This is a genomic window from Cyanobium sp. ATX 6E8, assembly GCF_024346335.1.
GTDB lineage: Bacteria > Cyanobacteriota > Cyanobacteriia > PCC-6307 > Cyanobiaceae > Cyanobium_A.
The window spans coordinates 15,068-32,171 of record NZ_JAGQCT010000012.1; the positions used below are offsets into that span (position 1 = coordinate 15,068).

At 67.0% G+C, this 17,104-nt stretch carries 19 protein-coding genes; 11 read left to right on the forward strand and 8 right to left on the reverse strand.

Going from position 1 to position 17,104, the window contains the following annotated elements; all coding sequences use genetic code 11:
- Positions 1 to 40 precede the first annotated feature (40 nt).
- Both KBY70_RS10365 and KBY70_RS10370 read left to right on the forward strand, forming a co-directional pair.
- Entirely contained in the window at positions 41 to 340 is a 300-nt protein-coding gene (locus KBY70_RS10365) for a ferredoxin (protein ID WP_094560128.1), read from the forward strand.
- Between the two features lie 135 nt (positions 341 to 475).
- The gene (locus KBY70_RS10370; protein ID WP_254988448.1) at positions 476 to 886 is read left to right on the forward strand and encodes a hypothetical protein; all 411 of its coding nucleotides are present in this window, start codon (positions 476 to 478) and stop codon (positions 884 to 886) included.
- Between the two features lie 79 nt (positions 887 to 965).
- On the opposite strand, the gene psbV is transcribed toward KBY70_RS10370, so the two are convergent.
- Positions 966 to 1,529 carry a photosystem II cytochrome c-550 gene (gene psbV / locus KBY70_RS10375; RefSeq protein WP_254988449.1) on the reverse strand — a complete coding sequence of 188 codons (564 nt, stop codon included), beginning with the start codon at positions 1,527 to 1,529 and terminating at the stop codon, positions 966 to 968.
- A gap of 98 nt (positions 1,530 to 1,627) precedes the next feature.
- Positions 1,628 to 2,587 (reverse strand): ribonuclease Z, encoded by a 960-nt coding sequence (rnz, locus tag KBY70_RS10380; RefSeq protein WP_254988450.1) that lies wholly within the window; start codon positions 2,585 to 2,587, stop codon positions 1,628 to 1,630.
- 167 nt (positions 2,588 to 2,754) lie between these two features.
- On the opposite strand from rnz, the gene KBY70_RS10385 reads away from it, so the two are divergent.
- Together KBY70_RS10385 and KBY70_RS10390 are read left to right on the forward strand one after the other, a co-directional pair.
- Positions 2,755 to 3,951, forward strand: coding sequence for a SpoIID/LytB domain-containing protein (locus KBY70_RS10385; RefSeq protein ID WP_254988451.1), 1,197 nt, complete (start codon positions 2,755 to 2,757; stop codon positions 3,949 to 3,951).
- Positions 3,952 to 3,953: 2 nt separating this feature from the next.
- Positions 3,954 to 4,694 (forward strand): 6-phosphogluconolactonase, encoded by a 741-nt coding sequence (locus KBY70_RS10390; protein WP_254988452.1) that lies wholly within the window; start codon positions 3,954 to 3,956, stop codon positions 4,692 to 4,694.
- 23 nt (positions 4,695 to 4,717) lie between these two features.
- Here KBY70_RS10390 and KBY70_RS10395 read toward each other — a convergent pair whose 3' ends face one another.
- Together KBY70_RS10395 and truB are read right to left on the reverse strand one after the other, a co-directional pair.
- Positions 4,718 to 5,503: a YebC/PmpR family DNA-binding transcriptional regulator gene (locus tag KBY70_RS10395; RefSeq protein WP_254988453.1), complete on the reverse strand. Its 786-nt coding sequence runs from the start codon at positions 5,501 to 5,503 to the stop codon at positions 4,718 to 4,720.
- A 26-nt stretch (positions 5,504 to 5,529) separates the two neighbouring features.
- Positions 5,530 to 6,435, reverse strand: a complete 906-nt coding sequence (gene truB / locus KBY70_RS10400) for a tRNA pseudouridine(55) synthase TruB (RefSeq protein ID WP_254988454.1) — start codon at positions 6,433 to 6,435, stop codon at positions 5,530 to 5,532.
- Between the two features lie 42 nt (positions 6,436 to 6,477).
- Between truB and KBY70_RS10405 the strand changes: the two genes are divergently transcribed.
- Together KBY70_RS10405 and KBY70_RS10410 are read left to right on the forward strand one after the other, a co-directional pair.
- Positions 6,478 to 7,215 carry a queuosine precursor transporter gene (locus KBY70_RS10405; RefSeq protein WP_094560133.1) on the forward strand — a complete coding sequence of 246 codons (738 nt, stop codon included), beginning with the start codon at positions 6,478 to 6,480 and terminating at the stop codon, positions 7,213 to 7,215.
- A 22-nt stretch (positions 7,216 to 7,237) separates the two neighbouring features.
- Positions 7,238 to 8,014, forward strand: a complete 777-nt coding sequence (locus KBY70_RS10410; protein ID WP_254988455.1) for a class I SAM-dependent methyltransferase — start codon at positions 7,238 to 7,240, stop codon at positions 8,012 to 8,014.
- A gap of 104 nt (positions 8,015 to 8,118) precedes the next feature.
- Here KBY70_RS10410 and rpmA read toward each other — a convergent pair whose 3' ends face one another.
- A complete protein-coding gene (gene rpmA, locus KBY70_RS10415; protein ID WP_094560135.1) occupies positions 8,119 to 8,382 on the reverse strand; it encodes a 50S ribosomal protein L27 in 264 nt (87 codons plus the stop codon).
- A 63-nt stretch (positions 8,383 to 8,445) separates the two neighbouring features.
- A complete protein-coding gene (rplU, locus tag KBY70_RS10420) occupies positions 8,446 to 8,811 on the reverse strand; it encodes a 50S ribosomal protein L21 (protein ID WP_094560136.1) in 366 nt (121 codons plus the stop codon).
- A gap of 186 nt (positions 8,812 to 8,997) precedes the next feature.
- Between rplU and KBY70_RS10425 the strand changes: the two genes are divergently transcribed.
- The 3 genes from KBY70_RS10425 to kaiC are packed head-to-tail and all read left to right on the forward strand — an operon-like array spanning position 8,998 to position 11,855.
- A complete protein-coding gene (locus KBY70_RS10425; protein WP_094560137.1) occupies positions 8,998 to 9,858 on the forward strand; it encodes a circadian clock protein KaiA in 861 nt (286 codons plus the stop codon).
- Between the two features lie 19 nt (positions 9,859 to 9,877).
- Positions 9,878 to 10,285, forward strand: a complete 408-nt coding sequence (kaiB, locus tag KBY70_RS10430; protein WP_094560138.1) for a circadian clock protein KaiB — start codon at positions 9,878 to 9,880, stop codon at positions 10,283 to 10,285.
- Between the two features lie 28 nt (positions 10,286 to 10,313).
- Entirely contained in the window at positions 10,314 to 11,855 is a 1,542-nt protein-coding gene (kaiC, locus tag KBY70_RS10435; protein WP_254988456.1) for a circadian clock protein KaiC, read from the forward strand.
- Positions 11,856 to 11,882: 27 nt separating this feature from the next.
- Here the strand turns inward: kaiC and nblS are convergent, their stop codons facing one another.
- Positions 11,883 to 13,862: a two-component system sensor histidine kinase NblS gene (gene nblS, locus KBY70_RS10440; RefSeq protein ID WP_254988457.1), complete on the reverse strand. Its 1,980-nt coding sequence runs from the start codon at positions 13,860 to 13,862 to the stop codon at positions 11,883 to 11,885.
- Positions 13,859 to 15,172, reverse strand: a complete 1,314-nt coding sequence (purD, locus tag KBY70_RS10445) for a phosphoribosylamine--glycine ligase (RefSeq protein ID WP_254988458.1) — start codon at positions 15,170 to 15,172, stop codon at positions 13,859 to 13,861. The genes nblS and purD overlap by 4 nt, the downstream gene beginning before the upstream one ends.
- A gap of 147 nt (positions 15,173 to 15,319) precedes the next feature.
- Between purD and KBY70_RS10450 the strand changes: the two genes are divergently transcribed.
- Together KBY70_RS10450 and purC are read left to right on the forward strand one after the other, a co-directional pair.
- The gene (locus tag KBY70_RS10450) at positions 15,320 to 16,321 is read left to right on the forward strand and encodes a hypothetical protein (RefSeq protein ID WP_254988459.1); all 1,002 of its coding nucleotides are present in this window, start codon (positions 15,320 to 15,322) and stop codon (positions 16,319 to 16,321) included.
- Positions 16,318 to 17,073 carry a phosphoribosylaminoimidazolesuccinocarboxamide synthase gene (gene purC, locus KBY70_RS10455; protein ID WP_254988460.1) on the forward strand — a complete coding sequence of 252 codons (756 nt, stop codon included), beginning with the start codon at positions 16,318 to 16,320 and terminating at the stop codon, positions 17,071 to 17,073. The genes KBY70_RS10450 and purC overlap by 4 nt, the downstream gene beginning before the upstream one ends.
- Positions 17,074 to 17,104 lie beyond the last annotated feature (31 nt).

A 17,104-nucleotide genomic window follows, 5' to 3' on the forward strand; every position in this document is an offset into this window, starting at 1 on the left:
AGGCCCGGCTTCCGGGTGCCTGTGAGCCCCAATCCTTTTCATGGCTTCCTACAAGGTCACCCTCATCAGCGAGAGCGAAGGCCTCAACAAGACCATCGAGGTTCCTGACGACCAGTACATCCTCGATGCCGCTGAAGAGCAGGGCATCGATCTTCCCTACTCCTGTCGTGCAGGCGCCTGCTCAACTTGCGCTGGCAAGCTGACCGCCGGCACCGTCGACCAAAGCGATCAGAGCTTCCTCGACGACGACCAGATCGAAGCTGGTTTCGTGCTCACCTGCGTGGCTTACCCCACCAGCGACTGCACCATCAAGACCCACGCTGAAGAAGAGCTTTACTGAGCTCGGGGTCCCTGCGAGGCGCCAGTCAGGTCCTGGCTGGCGCCCCTTGAATCATCCAAGCTTGTTTGCCACCCTGCGGGGTGGCTTTTTATTGTCGTCCTGGAGCCTTGTTCAGTGTCAGGCCAGACAACCCCTTTGCGGGGAGCCTCCACACGCGGCACCGTCGAAGTCCTGCTGGAGCCGGGGAGCGAGCACACCAGCCCTGGAGGCCAGTACAGCTATCGGGTGCTGGGCCCCTGTTGCCGTCTGTTTGATCGCGAGGAGCTGCCCTGGCCTTGCTGCCGCCTGGCCTGGCGCAGCAAGGAGCCCAGCTGGCGGCGGATCGGCCGGCGTTTTGTTCCCGATCTGGCCTCGCGCCGCTGTCCCTCCTATGCGGTGGAGCTGCTCCAGCCGGGTGCCCGACCCACCCGCACGGTCATGACCCTGTTTCCGGTGCGTCTGGGGGCAGGCCTGCAGGAGTGGTGGTACAGCAAGTTGCCGGCCTCCCTCGACCATGCCAACAGCCAGCCTCCCGGCCAGTCGGTGGCGCCTGAGCAACGCCCCTGAGTCGGGCACCCAAAACGGGCCACAAAAAAGCCGGCGCTGGGGCACCGGCTGATGGGGGATCGGTTCAGATGGGACGCGATCAGAAGTAGATCTTGCCGCCGCCCCACTGCACGCCCTGCACCTTGGGGGCCACCAGGATGTAGCCGGCCATCAGACGCAGATCGTCGTCGTCGAGATCGCGCATCTTCACGAAGATGTCGCTGCTGCGCATGCTGGGGTGGACGTCGGCGATGCTGTACTCCCCGTCATAGGAGGTGGGGTCCTTCATGTAGTCAACCAGGGCCTCCACGTTGTCCCTGGACGGGGTGGCCAGGGCCAGGGTCTCGGGGTCGAGGCCCACGTTCTGGTTGGTCTTGGTGATCCCGCCGGCATGGCACTCGCCGCAGCTGCTATTGAACACCTTGCGGCCGGCTTTGATCTCCTGCTCGCTGAAGGTCACCAGGGTGCCATCGGGGCTGGCCGGCACGGTGAGCTGCTCGGTGCTCCACGCGGCCGCCAGGGCCGGGCCACCGAAGCCCATGCACAACAGCAGAGCCAGGGGCAGGGCCAATAGGGTTCGGGCCAGTGCGCGAACACCCCTGCGGAAGGTGGCTCTGCTGAAGGCGGCTCTGCTGAAGGCAGCCGAGGAGAAGGAGGAGGCCATTGGGAAAAGCCGGCGGGTAGGCGGGAGAGACCGCATCGGAGACCTTGTATCACGGGGGAAGGGCCCTCCGGAGCGGAATCGCGCGAACTGTTGCAGGCCTAGGCCGTGGCCGGTTCGGGTGGCGTGATGTCGATGCTGAGGAAATCCTTGGCCACCACGGTATTGGCGAAGATGGCCCGGGCTTCCGCCACCAGGTCGTCGGGGGTCATCGCATTGCCCGGCATGTAGCGGGGGCTGAGGTGGGTCAGCACCAGCTGCTTGACGCCGGCCTCCAGGGCCGTTTGGGCCGCCATCGTGCTGGTGGAGTGCTGGCGCTGGTAGGCCAGCTCCGCCTCGGCGTGGGAGAAGGTGGATTCGTGGATTAGGAGGTCGGCCCCGGCGGCCAGCTGCACCGCCGCCTCGCAGAACACGGTGTCGGTGCAATACACGACGCTGGCGCCAGGGCGGTCGGGGCCGCAAAGGCTGGCGCCCTTGATGATGCGGCCATCGTCGAGGGTCACGCTGCGGCCGGCCTTGAGCTCGGCATAAACCGGGCCGGGCGGGATGCCCAGGGCCCGGGCACGCTCCACGTCGAAGCGGCCGGGCCGCGGTTTCTGGTCGACCCGGTAGGCAAAGGCCGGCACCCGGTGGGTGAGCGGGGTGCAACGCACGGTGAGGTCGTCGTCGTCGAGCAGCAGGCCGCCACTGCTGGCGGCGGGCTGCACTTTGTGGGTGCGCAGCGGGTAGCCGATGCGGGTGGAGGAGGTGCGCAGCACCCCTTCGAGGTAGTCGCGCAGCGGGTCGGGGCCATAGAGATCGATGCCCGTGCAGGTGCCCGCCAGCCCCAGGCTGGCCAGCAGCCCCGGCAGGCCGAACACGTGGTCGCCATGCATGTGGGTGATGAAGATCCGCCGCAGCTGGCTCACCCGCAGCTCGCTGCGCAGGAACTGGTGCTGGGTGGCCTCGCCACAGTCGAACAGCCACAACTCACTGCGCTGGGGCAGCCGCAGTGCAACGGCCGACACATTGCGGCCCCTGGTGGGCACGCCGGAACTGGTGCCTAAAAAGGTGACCTGCACGGTCGTGCCGCCTCTGGCGCATGCTGCCACGCCGGGCACAATGAATCCCCTGAGCAGGAATCTTTCTTTTGGCGCCGCCTTCCCCTCGCCAGCGCGTCCTCTCCTGGTCGGCGACCTGGCTCGTTGCCGGGCCCGCGGCGGCTATGGTCCTGGCAGGGGCGGCCCCCATGGCCCTGCAGGCCCAGGCTGCTGAGCCCCAGGTGCGGGTGCTGCTGCTGGAGGCTGACCGGATGCCGCTGGCGGCAGGCCAGCAGCCCTTGGTGCTTCGGGCCGGCAGCCAGCGCTGGTTGCTGGCCCCCAGTGAGTCGGTGGTGCTGCAGCTCGCCGCCGGCGACCTCGTGCTGGAGCGCGGCGGTGCCGTGGAGCGCCTGCCCCAGATGTCCGAGCTCTGGCTCGAGCCGGCGGCGCGGCCTTCCGGCGATGGGGCCGATTTCCAGCTGCAGCAGCGGGGCTACCGCGGGCGACTGCAGCTCCTGGTGGGCGCCTCTGCGGTGCGGGCCATCAACCATGTGCCCCTGGAGGTTTACCTGCCCAGCGTGGTGGGCAGCGAGATGCCGGCCAGTTGGCCCCAGGCGGCTCTGCGGGCCCAGGCGGTGGCGGCCCGCACCTATGCCCTGCGGCAGCGCAAGCCCACGGCCCCCTTTGACGTGAGCGCCACCGTGTCGAGCCAGGTGTACAAGGGCGTCGATGCCGAAACGCCCTCCACCCGCCAGGCGGTGGCCAGCACCCGCGGTCAGGTGTTGATCTACGGCTCCAGCCTGGCCAATGCGGTGTTTCACAGCAGCGCCGGCGGCAGCACCGAAAACAGCGGCGATCTCTGGAGTCAGCAGCTCCCCTACCTGGTGAGCGTTCCCGATTTTGATCAGCACAGTCCGGTGCACGCCTGGGAGCAGCGGTTGGAGCCCGATCAGCTGCAGAAGGCCTTCGGCGAGATCGGTGGAGCCCAGCGCATCGAGGTGCTCGCCACCACCGGCTCCGGACGGGTCCGCCAGGCCCGGGTGATCGGCCCCGCCGGCACCCTGGTGCTAACCGGTGCCCAGTTGCGCAGTCGCCTCGGCCTCAAGAGCACCCTGGTGCGCTTTGAAGTGCTAGCCCCCGAGTTGGCCGCCCTTCCCCCCTCCCTGCCGCCACTGCCGCCCCTGTCGTCCCAGCCGTCTGATCCGGAGGCCCAGCCGCCCGTGCAGGTGCCACTGCCGGTGCAGGTGCCACCGCCGTCGCTGCTGGCGATCGGCCGCGGCTACGGCCACGGGGTGGGCATGAGCCAGTGGGGGGCCCACGGCCTGGCCCAACGGGGCCAGAGCTACGACCAGATCCTGCGGCACTACTACCGCGGCACCGAGCTGCGTCCTTACACCAGCCCCTGAGCGTGGAGCTGATCGCGTTGCCAGACGCCCAGGCCGTGGCGACGGCGGTGGCCGAACGGGTGTGTCAGGCGCAGCTGGCAGAGCTGCGCAAGCCCCTGGGCTTAGCGACCGGGCGCACCATGGAGCCCGTGTACGCGGCGCTGCGGTTGCAGCTGGGCCTGCTCAAGCCTCAGGAGCAGCAGGCCATCCGCGATGGCTGGCTGAGTTTCAACCTCGACGAGTACGTGGGCCTGGCGGCCGACGATCCCCGCTCCTTTGCTGCCTTTATGGCCGATCAGCTGCAGCGGCCCCTGGGGTTGCGGGCAGATCAGGTGCGGCTGCCCGATGGCCTGGCGGCTGATCCTCAGGCGGAAGCTCACCGCTATGCGACGGCCTTGGCCACCGCCGGGGGCGTGGGCCTGCAGCTGTTGGGTCTGGGTGGCAACGGCCATGTGGGCTTCAACGAACCTCCCTGCGCTGCCCAGGCCCCCTGCCGCTGCCTGGACCTGAGCCCCGCCACCAGCGCCCAGAACGCCGGCGCCTTCGGGGGCGATGCAGGCGCGGTGCCGGCCCGGGCCATCACCTTGGGAATGCTGGAGATCCTCGCGGCCGAGAGGATTCTGCTGGTGGTGACCGGTGCGGCCAAGGCCGGGATCCTGCGGCGCGTTCTGGAGGAGCCGCCCCACGACAACCTCCCGGCCAGCTGGCTGCAGGGCCATCCCGCGGTCACCGTGATCGCCGATGCCGCAGCCCTGGCTGGTTAAGCGGGCTGGCTCAGCGGGCTGGTTCAGCCCATCAGCGCTGCCAGCACGGACTGCATCAGATCCTCGTCGGCCTCCAGGTTGCTGGTGACGCTGCGCACGTCGTCGAGGTCGTCGAGGGCATCGAGCATCCGCAGGCAGGCCCGCAGGCTGTCCTCGTCGCCGAGGGGGCAGGCGGTCTGGGGAATCCAGCGGTGTTCCCAGCCGCCCACGGGCAAACCCTGGTGGCGCAGGCCGTCCTGCAGGGCTTCGAGGGCCTCGAAGGCGCCGAACACTTCGGCCCCCTGGCCATCGAGCTCGTAGCCCAGGGCTGCTGGCCCGCCCCGCTCCTCCAGCGCCAGCAAGCTGTCCAGCAGCGCCTCCTCCTGCAGGCCGGTCTGCTCGATCCGCACCACCGCCCGCTGCTCAAACAGGTAGCCCACGCAGCCCGTCTCGCCCAGGTTGCCGCTGTGCTTGCTGAAGGCCAGGCGCACGTCGGCGGCGGTGCGGTTGCGGTTGTCGGTGAAGGCCTCGATCAGCACCGCTACCCCGCCGGGGCCATAGCCCTCGTAGCGCACAGCTTCAAAGGCATCGCCCGCGCCGCTGCCCTGCCCGGAGCCCTTGGCGATGGCCCGCTCGATGTTGGCGTTGGGCACGCCGGCGGCCTTGGCCTTCTCGATCGCCGTGCGCAACTGGAAGTTGCCAGCTGGGTCGGCTCCACCCCGGGCTGCCACGGTGATCTCCCGCCCCAGCCGGGTGAACACGGCGCCCCGCTTGGCATCCACCACCGCTTTGGTGCGCTTGATCTGGGCCCACTTGCTGTGGCCGGCCATCGGAGGGTGCGGGGAAAAAGGCGGGGTCAGCCAGTGGCGTTGAACACCAGCTTGGGCTGCAGCAGGCCGGTGCCACTGGCGCGGGCCATGCCGGCCAGGTTGCCATCCGGTGCCAACACGGCCACCGGCTGCTCGGCGGCCAGCTCCTGGCCGGCCTCCAGGGGCGCTCCGGCGGCAAGAGCCCGGCCGCAGCGCCAGCTCTCCAGCTCCGCTTCATCAAGCTGCCGTCGGGGCAGGTGGGCCAGGGCCGCCAGGGGATCCAGCAGGGCGGGCAAGGGCGCCTGATCGAGCTGCTCCAGGGGCACCGCCTGCTCGAGGCTGAAGCCCAGGGCCTCGGTGCGCCGCAGCCGGGCCAGGGCGCCGCCGCAGCCCAGCGCCTCCCCCAGGTCGCGGGCCAGGGCGCGGATGTAGGTGCCGGCCGAGCAGCGCACCTGCAGCTCCAGGCTGCCGGCCGCCGCATCCCAGCTCAGCAGCTCCAGCTGCTGCACGGTCACCGGCCGGGCCGCCAGCTGCAGCTGCTCCCCCTGGCGCACCCGGGCGTAGGCCCGCTGGCCGTCCACATGCACCGCCGACACCTGCGGCGGCACCTGCTGGATCGTGCCGCGGAAGGCCGCCAGTGCCGCCTCCAGATCGGCCGCCGTCAGTGCGGGCACGGCGGCGCGGTTCAGCACCTCTCCCTCCAGGTCGTCGCTGACGGTGCGCACCCCCAGCTGCACCACGCCCCGGTAGGTCTTGTCACCCTCCAGGTAGGGCAGCAGCCGGGTGGCGGGGCCCAAGGCGATTGGCAGCACGCCGGTGACGGCGGGATCCAGGGTGCCGCCATGCCCCACGCGGCGCAGGCCGTAGGCACGCCGCACCCGGCCGACGCAGGCGTGGGAGGTGAGGCCGGCGGGCTTGTCGAGCACCAGAAAGCCGCAGGGCTGGTCAGCCATGGATCGGAGCGTCAGCCTTGCAGGGTCCCATGTTCGGCCTCGATGACCCTGCAGCAGCGCCGTGACCTCGCGTTTCTGGTGCTGGCCGGCATCTTTCTCGGCACCATGGGCATGCTCAATATCCTCGGGCTCACCCGCTTTCTGCAGCTGGGCAGCATCGGCTCCTGGCCGATCGTGGTGGCTGTGGGCGCCCTGCCCTATCCGGTCACTTTCCTCTGCACCGACCTGATCAGTGAGCTGTGGGGTGAGCGCAAAGCCGGGCAGCTGGTGTGGGTGGGCCTGGCGCTCAACGGCTGGATCGTGCTGATCCTCTGGCTCGGTGGCATCCTGCCGGGTCTGGCCGGTGCGCCGGAGGCCACCTTCTTCGAGGTGCGCCGCCTGGCCTTCGGGGCGGTGGGGGCCTCGATGGTGGCCTACCTGGCAGCCCAGTTCACCGATGTGCGCCTGTTCCATTTCTGGAAACGCGTCAGTGGCGGCAAAGCCCTGTGGCTGCGCAACAACGGCTCCACCCTGGTGAGCCAGCTGGTGGACACCACGGCGGTGGTGTTGATCAGCCACTACGCCAGCCATCTGCTGCCGGTGCGCGCCGGCGAGCCGGTGCTGCCCCAGTTGGCCTCGTTCATCGCCAGCGGCTACCTGTTCAAACTCATCGCCGCCCTGGCCGACACCCTGCCCTTTTATGGCTTGGTGGCCTGGCTGCGGCGCTGGCTGGAGGTTCCCGGCGACGGGGCCGAGTTGCTCGACGGGGTGCCTGAAGGGGCCCCGAATCCCGGCACCTAGGTTGGCCTCAACCTGCACAGGGATGGCGTTGGTGGTGGAGAAGCAAGAGGGGGCGGCGCTGGCTTCACCCTTAACGGTGGAGCAGTTTTTGGTCGATGGTTTTGCCCTGCGGCCCCAGTTGGCCGCTTTCCTTGAGATCGCCTTGCCGGAGCTGGAGCGCCGCCTGCCCAGCAGCACCAACGATCTTGCTGCCCTGCATCCGGGGGCCTTTGATCCCAACCAGGTGGAGCAGTTCTACGAAGACGCCGTGGGCACCGGCCATCTGCTCGAGTTGGCCGCCTGGCACCTCGGCAGTGCCGATTACATCGCCGACACTCTGCGCCTTCAGCAGCGCTTTGCGGCCGGTCAGGTGCTCGACTTCGGTGGCGGCATCGGCAGCCATGCCTTGGCGGCGGCAGCCCTTCCCCAGGTGGAGCAGGTGTGGTTTGTGGATCTCAACCCCCACAACCGCGCCTTCGTGGAGGTCCGCGCCGCCGAGCTTGGCCTGGCCGGCAAGTTGCGCTGCTTCCGCGATCTGGCCGATCCGGCCCTGCCCGCGCGCTTCGACACGATCGTCTGCCTGGATGTGCTCGAGCACCTCAGCGATCCGGCCGCCCAGCTGGAAATTTTCGCCGAACGCTTAGCACCGGAAGGGATTGCCTTGCTCAACTGGTATTTCTTCAAGGGGTTTCAGGGCGAGTACCCCTTCCACTTCGACGCCCCTGAGCTGGTGGAGGCCTTCTTCCGCACACTCCAAAGCCGCTTCCTGGAGGTGTTCCACCCCTATCTGATCACCACCCGGGCCTACCGGTTGGCCTGAAGGGTCCCCTGAGCGGGCGCGGGGCTCTGGCCATCAAAAAGCCGGCGGGGTTGTCCGCCGGCTGGTGCTTGAAGATCGGCTCGCCGGGATGGCTTGCAGCTCGATCAGCCGACGGCGATGTTGATGCGCTTGCGGCTGCGCAGCCCGCGCTTGATGCTGTCGAAGCTCACCACGCCGTCCACTAGGGCGAACAGGGTGTCGTCGGAGCCGCGGCCAACGTTCACGCCAGGCAGCACGGAGGTGCCGCGCTGACGGATCAGGATTGAGCCGGCGCTCACAGTTTCACCGCCGTAGCGCTTGACGCCCAGACGCTTGGAGTTGGAGTCGCGGCCGTTGCGCGTGGAGCCTGTGCCTTTCTTGTGGGCCATGGATCGGAGGAAGCAGGGATAGGGGTCTCAGGAACGTAGGCGTGGAGCGCGAGGTACCGGGTTTCAGGCGATCGCCTTACCGCCGACGGAGATCGACTCGACCATCACACGGGTCAGCTCCTGACGGTGACCGTTCTTGCGCCGGGTCTTCTTTTTGGGGCGCATTTTGTAAACGATGATCTTGGGGCCGCGGCGATGCTCCATCACTTTCAGCGCCACGCTGGCGCCTTTGACGTAGGGCTGGCCGAGGGTGGTGGCTTTGCCGTCGTTGACCAGGAGCACGTTGTCGATGGTGAAGTTGCCATCAACATCGACTGCGACCCTGTCGAAGTCGTAGTAGCGGTTCGGTTGCAGCCAGAACTGCTGGCCTGAGGCCTCAACAATGGCGTAAGGACCGGATGCAGCGGCAGTTTCGGGGGTTGGGCTCATGGCAGCAAGGGCGTGGACAGGCTGACGGGCGGTCCTCAGGAGCGGAGTGGTCTCCGGCGAAGGACTGGCCGTCATTCGGCCTGGCGCACACAATCAAAAGACAAACAACAATCTTCCCGCTCTGGCCCTCCTTTCGTCAACATTTGGGAGCCATTCCCGCGGGTTGTCCCGCTGCCGAAGCGGTCCATGCCCGAACCGGCTCTCACCATCGCTTCCCTGATCCGCGACCCCCGGCTGCAGGACGCCAGCTCCCGATGGCTGGCGGGTGGTCGCTGTGCGCTGGTGTGGGTGGATCCGGCCAGCGATCCCGTGGAGCAGCTGGATCGGCGGCGCGAAGAATTCGATGCGGTGCTGCTGGAGCAGGGGGCCCTCTCCCCCCAGTCCTATCAAGCCCTGTCGGATCTCGGCCTGTTATTGCCGGCTGTGGTGATTGGTGCGGTGAGTGGCCGGATCGAATTTCACGATGCGGAGGTGCACCTACCCCCCGATCAGCTGGAGCAGCTCAGCTACAGCCTCGATGCGGCGGTGTCTCGTTTCCTGCGGCATGGCCTGGTGGCGGCGAGCAGTTCCCCTGCCGGCCAGACCCCCGACACGCCCGACCGCTGGAAGTTGGCCAATCGGCTCAAGGGCCGGCTCGGGTTTGTGGGCGTGTTCTACAAGCGCGATCCCTCCCGGTTTCTGCGCAACCTGCCGGAGCTGGAGAGCCATGAGCTGATCCATTCCCTCGAGCGCACCTATCGGGATCTGCTGCTCAGCTACTTCCGGGATCCGGCTGCCGCCAACCAGGCCCTGGAAAGCTTTGTGAATACGGCTTTTTTTAGTGATTTGCCGATCACCAAAACTGTTGAGATTCACATGAATCTCATTGATGGTTTTTCCAAGCAGCTCAAGCTGGAAGGACACAAAAACGATTTTCTCCAGGATTACCGACTAGCCCTACTCGACGTGATGGCCCATCTCTGCGAGATGTATCGCCGCTCGATTCCACCCGATGCCCCCTTGGCTGGCTTGCCGGTCGAGGTGTCCGGCCAGTCCTCGATGGCTTGACCCAGGAGCTACTTTCACCATGACTCCACGCAAGACCTACATCCTCAAGCTCTACGTGGCGGGCAACACGCCAAACTCGATGCGTGCCCTCAAGACGTTGCGCAACATTCTGGAAACGGAATTCCGGGGGGTCTATGCCCTCAAGGTGATCGATGTGCTGAAAAATCCCCAGTTGGCGGAGGAAGACAAGATCCTCGCCACCCCGACCCTCGCGAAGATCCTGCCACCGCCGGTTCGGCGGATCATTGGCGATCTCTCCGACCGGGAGCGGGTGCTGATCGGTCTGGATCTCCTCTACGAAGAGCTCACGGAGGAGGCTCTGGCTGACGAGGCATTTTCTCAGGAGGCCTTCGGTGATGACCCGCTCGGCGATGCGCCTTCAGCCGCTCCTACAGATCCTCTCCCTTCCCAGGGGCCGCTGACCTGAGTAGTTTTTTATCAGACCCCCACCGTCGATGCAGGATCCCAGCCCCAACATTAATCCCCTGATGCAGGTGCAGAAGCTCCCGACTGGGATCGAGGGCTTCGATGACGTGTGCCATGGCGGGCTGCCGATCGGCCGTTCCACCCTGATCAGCGGTACCTCGGGCACCGGCAAAACGGTGTTTTCGCTCAACTTCCTGTGCAACGGCATTCGCCAGTACAACGAGCCTGGGATCTTTGTCACCTTTGAAGAGTCGCCGCTCGATATCTTGCGCAACGCCGCCAGTTTTGGTTGGAATCTGCAGGAGATGGTGGAGCAGGATAAGCTTTTCATCCTTGATGCTTCGCCGGATCCGGAGGGTCAAGATGTGGCGGGCAGCTTTGATCTTTCCGGTCTGATCGAGCGAATCAACTATGCGATTCGCAAATACAAGGCCCGCCGTGTGGCGATTGATTCGATCACGGCTGTGTTCCAGCAATACGATGCTGTGTCGGTGGTGCGGCGTGAGATTTTTCGGCTGATTGCCCGCCTCAAGGAGATCGGTGTCACCACGTTGATGACCACCGAGCGTATCGATGAATATGGCCCGATTGCCCGCTACGGCGTTGAGGAGTTTGTTTCCGACAACGTGGTGATTCTGCGCAACGTGTTGGAGGGTGAGCGTCGGCGGCGCACCTGCGAGATCCTCAAGTTGAGGGGCACCACCCACATGAAGGGGGAATTCCCCTTCACGATGGGAGCCCATGGCATCAGCATCTTCCCGCTGGGGGCGATGCGTCTCACCCAGCGCAGCTCCAATGTGCGGGTGAGCTCTGGCGTGCCGCGGCTCGATGAGATGTGCGGCGGCGGCTTCTTCAAGGATTCGGTCATCCTGGCCACTGGCGCCACCGGCACCGGTAAAACGTTGCTGGTCAGCAAGTTCGTCGAGAACGCCTGCGATAACAAGGAGCGGGCGATCCTATTTGCCTACGAGGAATCCCGGGCCCAGCTGCTGCGCAACGCCACCAGCTGGGGGATCGACTTCGAGCAGATGGAGCAGGACGGCCTGCTCAAGATCATCTGTGCCTATCCCGAATCCACGGGATTGGAGGACCACCTCCAGATCATCAAGACCGAAATCAGCCAGTTCAAGCCGTCGCGGATGGCGATTGATTCCCTCAGTGCCCTGGCTCGGGGGGTAAGCCATAACGCCTTCCGCCAGTTTGTGATCGGCGTCACCGGCTACGCCAAGCAGGAGGAGATCGCCGGCTTCTTCACGAACACCTCTGAGGAGTTCATGGGCAGCCACTCGATCACCGATTCCCACATCTCCACCATCACCGACACGATCCTGCTGCTGCAGTACGTGGAGATTCGCGGTGAGATGGCCCGCGCCCTCAACGTGTTCAAGATGCGGGGCTCCTGGCACGACAAGGGCATCCGCGAATTCGTGATCACCAGCAACGGGCCGGAGATTAAGGACTCCTTCTCCAATTTCGAGCGGATCATCTCCGGTGTTCCCCACCGCATCACCACCGATGAGCGCAGTGAGCTCTCGCGGATTGTGCGGGGCGTGGCCGACGACGACCGCTAAGAAAACGACCGCTAAGCGAAGGGTTGATTACAGGGTGACAGCCTGGTCGTAGCGGCGCCGCTCAGCCAAGAGCTGCAGCTCGTCGGTGTCGGAATCCTCCAGAGGCAGGTCAAACCAGAAGATGGTGCCCACTCCGGGCTCGCTGGCCATGCGCACCTGGGTGCCGTGCTTCTCGAGAATGCCGCGCACGATTGACAGGCCCAGCCCCGTGCCTGCCTCGGTGTGCACAGCGTTTTCGACCCGGAAGAAGCGCTCGAAGATGCGCTCCTGGTCGGCTTCGGAGATGCCACATCCGCTGTCGGCGATCTCGATCCGCAGCCTGGGCAGCGGTGAGGTGAGCTCGCAACTTGGACTCTCGCTGTTCGGGGCCGTGCTCGGGGAGAGCTGGCAGAGGTCAGGCCACGGGTAGGCCCGCAGCTGCAGTTGTCCGTCCTTGGGGGTGAACTTGAGCGCGTTGCCCACGAGGTTGTCGAACACCTGCAACAGCAGGTCCCAGTTGCCCAACACCCGGGGCAGCAGGGGGTCGGCGTCGAAGGCCAGGGTCACGCCTTTCTCGTCCGCGTTGAGCCGGTAGGTGCGCAGGGTCTGCTCGATGGCGGGGGCCAGCTCCAGGGGTTCGAGGGTCCACACCCGCTCCGACTCCAGGCGGGAGAGGTCGAGCACATCGTTGACGAGTCGGGTGAGGCGATCGGTTTCGGCGTTGGCGATGCCGAGGAATTCCCGTTTTTCCTCCTCGGTGAGCTGGTCGCCCAGATCGTGGAGGGTTTCCACGTAGCTCTTGATGTTGAACAGCGGCGTGCGCAGCTCGTGGGACACGTTGCTGATGAAACGGCTCTGGGCCGCGTTGAGTTCCACCTCGCGGGTGAGGTCCTGAATGGTCATGGCGATGCCCTTGAGGCTTTCGCCGCTGGCATCGCGCACCGACTGCAGCACGATCCGCAGCGTCCGAGATGGTTCGCCGAAGCTGCAGCGCACATCGGTGGTGTCGCGATCGCGGCAGGTGACGCTGTCCAGGGGGGATTGCAGCTCCATGGCCAGCCGTTCGGGCAGCTCGGCGATCAGGTCATTGCCTTCGAGGTTGCGTCCTTCCCAGCGGAACAGGCGACGGGCGGTCGGGTTGGCCAGCACGATCGCCCCCCCCGCATCGAGCAGCACGGCGCCATCGGCCATGGTGGCGATCAGCGATTGCTGCTTCACCTGGGCGGCGGTGAGCTCTTCGATGTTGGCGGCTTTGTAGTCCTCCAATTGCGAGGCCATGGTGTTGAAGCCCGCCAGCAATTCGCCCAGTTCGCCCCCCACCGGTAGGGCCAGCCGCGTTTCGAACTTGCCGCCGGCGATCGAGCGCACCCCCTGCAACAACTCCTTCACCGGGCGGGTGATGGTGAGGGCGTTGAACACCGCCCCCAGGATCACCAGCACCCAGATCGAGATGAACACCGCCACGGTGACCTCCCGGGTGAGAGCGGCACTGGCCAGCAGGGTTTCATTGGGGTTGATGCCGAGGGCGAGCACCCCGAGGTAGCGCCCCTCGCTCACCATCGGCACGAACACGTCAGTCACCTGGCCGTCTGGGCTGAGGTGCTGGCGGATCAGCGGGGTGTCGGGCCGTTTCTGAAGGTCGGCGGGCAATTCGAGCCGGCGGCTGAGCAGCAGCTCGCTGCTGCCGGAGCTGGCCCCGATCGGGATGCCCAGGTAGATCACCCCTTCGGGGTCGGCGAAGAAGATGTAGCGAAGGCTGCGGCTGGAGCGCCAGAAGCGATCGGCCACCGCCGCCAGCTCGCGGTCGTTGGCCTCGGCCACCAGCGGCGTGACGTTGGCGGAGAGCAGCAGACCCAGATCGCGGGCATAGCGGGTGTCGCTCATCCGGGCATCCCGCTGGATGCCGTTGAGGGCAAAGAAGGTGATGCCCGTCATCAGCAGGCTCACCACCAGGGTGGCCACCGCCAGCAGCTTGGTCTGCAGGCTGAATTCCGCCCACCAGCGGCCCAGGGCAGCGCGCCAGCTCATCGGCTGCGCACCTGATGGCCGATGTCGCGCCGGGCGGTCATGCCCTCGAAGTGCACCTGGGCCAGGCCGGCGTAGGCCCGCTCGAAGGCGCTGTCGAAGTCGTCGGCCTGCGCCACCACTGCCAACACCCGCCCGCCGCTGGTGCGGCAGCTGCCGTCTGAGTCGCGGCGGGTGCCGGCGTGGAACAGTTGCAGCTGGGCGCTGGGCTCCAGCTGGCTGGTGATCGGATCGCCTTGGCGGATGGTGCCGGGGTAACCCTGGGCGGCGGCGATCACGCAGGCACTGCAGCCCGCGCTGATCGTCAGCGGTGGGGCTTGGTCGAGGCAGCCGGTGGCGCAGGCCAGCAGCACCTGGGCCAGCTCAGGGCCCAGCAGGGGCATCAGGGTTTCGCACTCCGGATCGCCAAAACGGCAGTTGAATTCGATCACGCTGGGGCCGCTCTCGGTGAGCATCAGGCCGGCGTAGATGACGCCCCGGTAGTCGATGCCGCGGGCCCGCAGGGCGGCCACGGTGGGTTCGAGCACCAGGCGACGCACCTCGTTCAGGCCTTGGGCATCGAGCAGCGGCGCCGGTGCGTAGGCGCCCATGCCGCCGGTGTTGGGGCCCGTGTCGCCCTCGCCGATGCGCTTGTGGTCCTGGGCGGGGGGCAGCAGCACCATCCGCTCGCCATCGCAGAGGGCGAACACCGACACTTCTGGCCCGAAGGTGCGCTCCTCCAGCACCAAGGTGGCCCCGGCTGAGTCAGCGTTGGCGTCGAAGCGACCATCAAAGATCTCCGCAATCGCGGCCTGGGCCTCCTCCAGGGTCTCGGCCACGGTGACCCCCTTGCCAGCTGCCAGGCCATCGGCCTTGACCACCAGCGGCCGGCCCTCGCGCTCCAGGATCTGCAGAGCCTGCGCGCAACTGCTGGCGGGCCAGTAGCCGGCGGTGGGGATGCCTGCCTCCAGCATCAGCGCTTTGGCCCACTGCTTGCTGGCTTCCAGCTGGGCCCCGTCGGCCCCCGGCCCGAACACCGGCACCCCCTCGGTCCGCAGGGCGTCGGCCAGACCGGCGGCAAGCGGGGCTTCCGGGCCGACCACCACCAGCTCAATCGCCTGGTCGCGGCAGGCGGCGATCAGGCCGGCCTGATCGGATTCGGCAATCGCCAGCTGCCGGCAGCCGGGCAGGTCGGGGGTGCCGCCATTGCCGGGGGCAATCCACACCGTTTCCACCCCGCTGCAGCGCGCCAGCGCCCAGCCCAGGGCATTTTCACGACCACCGCCACCGATCACCAGGATCCTTGCGGGGGTTGGGCAGGGGGCGGAGGGCATGGGGCCGGGTGAGGGGCGAAACTGGACGTGGATGGGGTGTAGCAGCTCTTCTAGGTTGAACCCTGCTGAGCGGGCCGCCGCGCCCTGTAGTTCGACATGCCGGCAAGCCCAGCGCCATTCTCCCCCCGAGCCAGGCAGCCACTCTCCATGCAGCCCCTGTCCAGGCAGGGCTTGTCCCGGTTGCGGTGCCTCCACGGGCGGGTTGCCCTCGGCGTGGGCATGGGGTTGGTGGCGCTGGGCGGCGCCTTGCCTGCAGCACTCTGGGCCGCGGCCCCACCAGCGGCCCCTGATCCGGCCTTGGCAGCTCTGCTGCGCAGCGGCGATCTCAGCGCCCTCGACGGGGCCTGCTCCGCCGCCCTCCAGCGGGGCGATGGCCCGCAGTTGCGGCTCCTGCAGCAGCGTTTGCTGACGATCCATCCAGCCCCCCAGCCCCTGCCGGTGGTGCTGGCCAATGCCGACAGCTTGCTGAACTGTGGAGCCCCTGATGGGGCTTTGGAGGTGCTCGGCCGCGTGAGCCCTGCGGCGGGGGCCGATCGGGCGCAGTGGCTGGTGCTGCAGTGGCGCGCCGCCCAGGCGGGTTTGCACCACCAATTGGCTGCCGATGCCCTGGAGCGGCTGGCGGCAGGCAACCTGGCGTCTCTGGCATCGCTGGAGCTGCCGGTCGGCCGGCGCCAGGACGGCACTCCGGTGACGCGCCCGGCCCTGGATCTGCTGGCCAGCCACCTGGAGAGCCTGGGCCAGCGGCAACGGGCGGCCGAGGTGCTGGTCAGCAGTGCCCAGCCCGGGGCCGCGACGGCGGTCCGTCTCTCGCAGGCGGTGGCTCTGCTGGATGGACTGCCTGCCCCGGAGCAGGATCGCCTGCTGGAGCTGGCTCTTGAGCAGGCTGCCGCGGCGGGGGCGTGGGGGCTGGTGGCCCAGATCCTCGATCAGCAGCTGGCCCTCGCCGGCAGCACACCGGAGTCGGCTGCGCGGGTGCGGGAGCGCCGCTTGCGGCTCAGCGGCGGCATCGACGATGCCTACGGAGAATGGCTGCTGCGCCGCCGCGATCCGGCGGGCTCAGCCCGGCAGGTCGAGCTGGAGCGTCAACTGCGTTCTCCTCGCTCCCCCGGCGGCCATGCTGCTCCCCCTACTCCCATATCCCAGCCATGACGGCTTACAGCCTCGGTTCACTCCTTTATGAAGGCAAGGCCAAGCGCGTCTATGCCACCGACCAGCCCGATGTGGTGGCGGTGGAATACAAGGATGACGCCACGGCCTTCAACGCCCTCAAAAAGGCCCAACTGGCTGGCAAGGGTGAGCTCAACTGCCGGATTTCGGCCCTGCTGTTTGAACACTTGGCTTCCCGTGGGGTGCCCACCCACTACCTGGGGGTTGGAGGAGAGCGTTGGATGCTCTGCCGGCCCGTGCGGGTGATTCCCGTTGAGGTGGTGATCCGCAATACCGCGGCGGGCTCGCTCTGCAAGCAGATGCCGATCGAACCCGGCACGGCTCTGGAGCCACCGCTGCTCGATCTCTATTACAAAGACGACGCCTACGGCGATCCCCTGCTCACCGAGGCCCGGTTGGGGCATTTGGGGCTGGTGACCCCGGAGCAGCGCCGGCAGCTGGAAGATCTGGCGCGTCAGGTCAACCGAGAGCTGTTGGCTCTATTTGGCTCGATCGGGCTGCAGTTGGTGGATTTCAAGATCGAACTGGGGTTCACCACCACCGGTGAACTGGTGGTGGCTGATGAGATCAGTCCCGACACCTGTCGCCTCTGGGATCGGGGCGTGGCCGATGCCCAGGACCGCATTTTGGACAAGGATCGATTCCGACAGGATTTAGGTGGTGTTGTCGAGGCCTACGGGGAGGTCCTCAAACGGGTCCAAGGGGCCTGTCCGGAACCCAGGGTCTACGGGTAAGGTCAACGGCATTTGCGGCCCGACCGCACCG

Bases quoted from the DNA above. Each gene is read 5' to 3' on its own strand.
- purC (WP_254988460.1), top strand. From the start codon at position 16,318: ATGACGGCTTACAGCCTCGGTTCACTCCTTTATGAAGGCAAGGCCAAG.
- nblS (WP_254988457.1), bottom strand. From the start codon at position 13,862: ATGAGCTGGCGCGCTGCCCTGGGCCGCTGGTGGGCGGAATTCAGCCTG.
- kaiB (WP_094560138.1), top strand. From the start codon at position 9,878: ATGACTCCACGCAAGACCTACATCCTCAAGCTCTACGTGGCGGGCAAC.
- rpmA (WP_094560135.1), bottom strand. From the start codon at position 8,382: ATGGCCCACAAGAAAGGCACAGGCTCCACGCGCAACGGCCGCGACTCC.
- rplU (WP_094560136.1), bottom strand. From the start codon at position 8,811: ATGAGCCCAACCCCCGAAACTGCCGCTGCATCCGGTCCTTACGCCATT.
- kaiC (WP_254988456.1), top strand. From the start codon at position 10,314: ATGCAGGATCCCAGCCCCAACATTAATCCCCTGATGCAGGTGCAGAAG.
- purD (WP_254988458.1), bottom strand. From the start codon at position 15,172: ATGCCCTCCGCCCCCTGCCCAACCCCCGCAAGGATCCTGGTGATCGGT.
- KBY70_RS10450 (WP_254988459.1), top strand. From the start codon at position 15,320: ATGCAGCCCCTGTCCAGGCAGGGCTTGTCCCGGTTGCGGTGCCTCCAC.
- KBY70_RS10410 (WP_254988455.1), top strand. From the start codon at position 7,238: ATGGCGTTGGTGGTGGAGAAGCAAGAGGGGGCGGCGCTGGCTTCACCC.
- KBY70_RS10365 (WP_094560128.1), top strand. From the start codon at position 41: ATGGCTTCCTACAAGGTCACCCTCATCAGCGAGAGCGAAGGCCTCAAC.
- KBY70_RS10395 (WP_254988453.1), bottom strand. From the start codon at position 5,503: ATGGCCGGCCACAGCAAGTGGGCCCAGATCAAGCGCACCAAAGCGGTG.
- truB (WP_254988454.1), bottom strand. From the start codon at position 6,435: ATGGCTGACCAGCCCTGCGGCTTTCTGGTGCTCGACAAGCCCGCCGGC.
- psbV (WP_254988449.1), bottom strand. From the start codon at position 1,529: ATGGCCTCCTCCTTCTCCTCGGCTGCCTTCAGCAGAGCCGCCTTCAGC.
- KBY70_RS10405 (WP_094560133.1), top strand. From the start codon at position 6,478: ATGACCCTGCAGCAGCGCCGTGACCTCGCGTTTCTGGTGCTGGCCGGC.
- KBY70_RS10425 (WP_094560137.1), top strand. From the start codon at position 8,998: ATGCCCGAACCGGCTCTCACCATCGCTTCCCTGATCCGCGACCCCCGG.
- KBY70_RS10385 (WP_254988451.1), top strand. From the start codon at position 2,755: ATGGCCCTGCAGGCCCAGGCTGCTGAGCCCCAGGTGCGGGTGCTGCTG.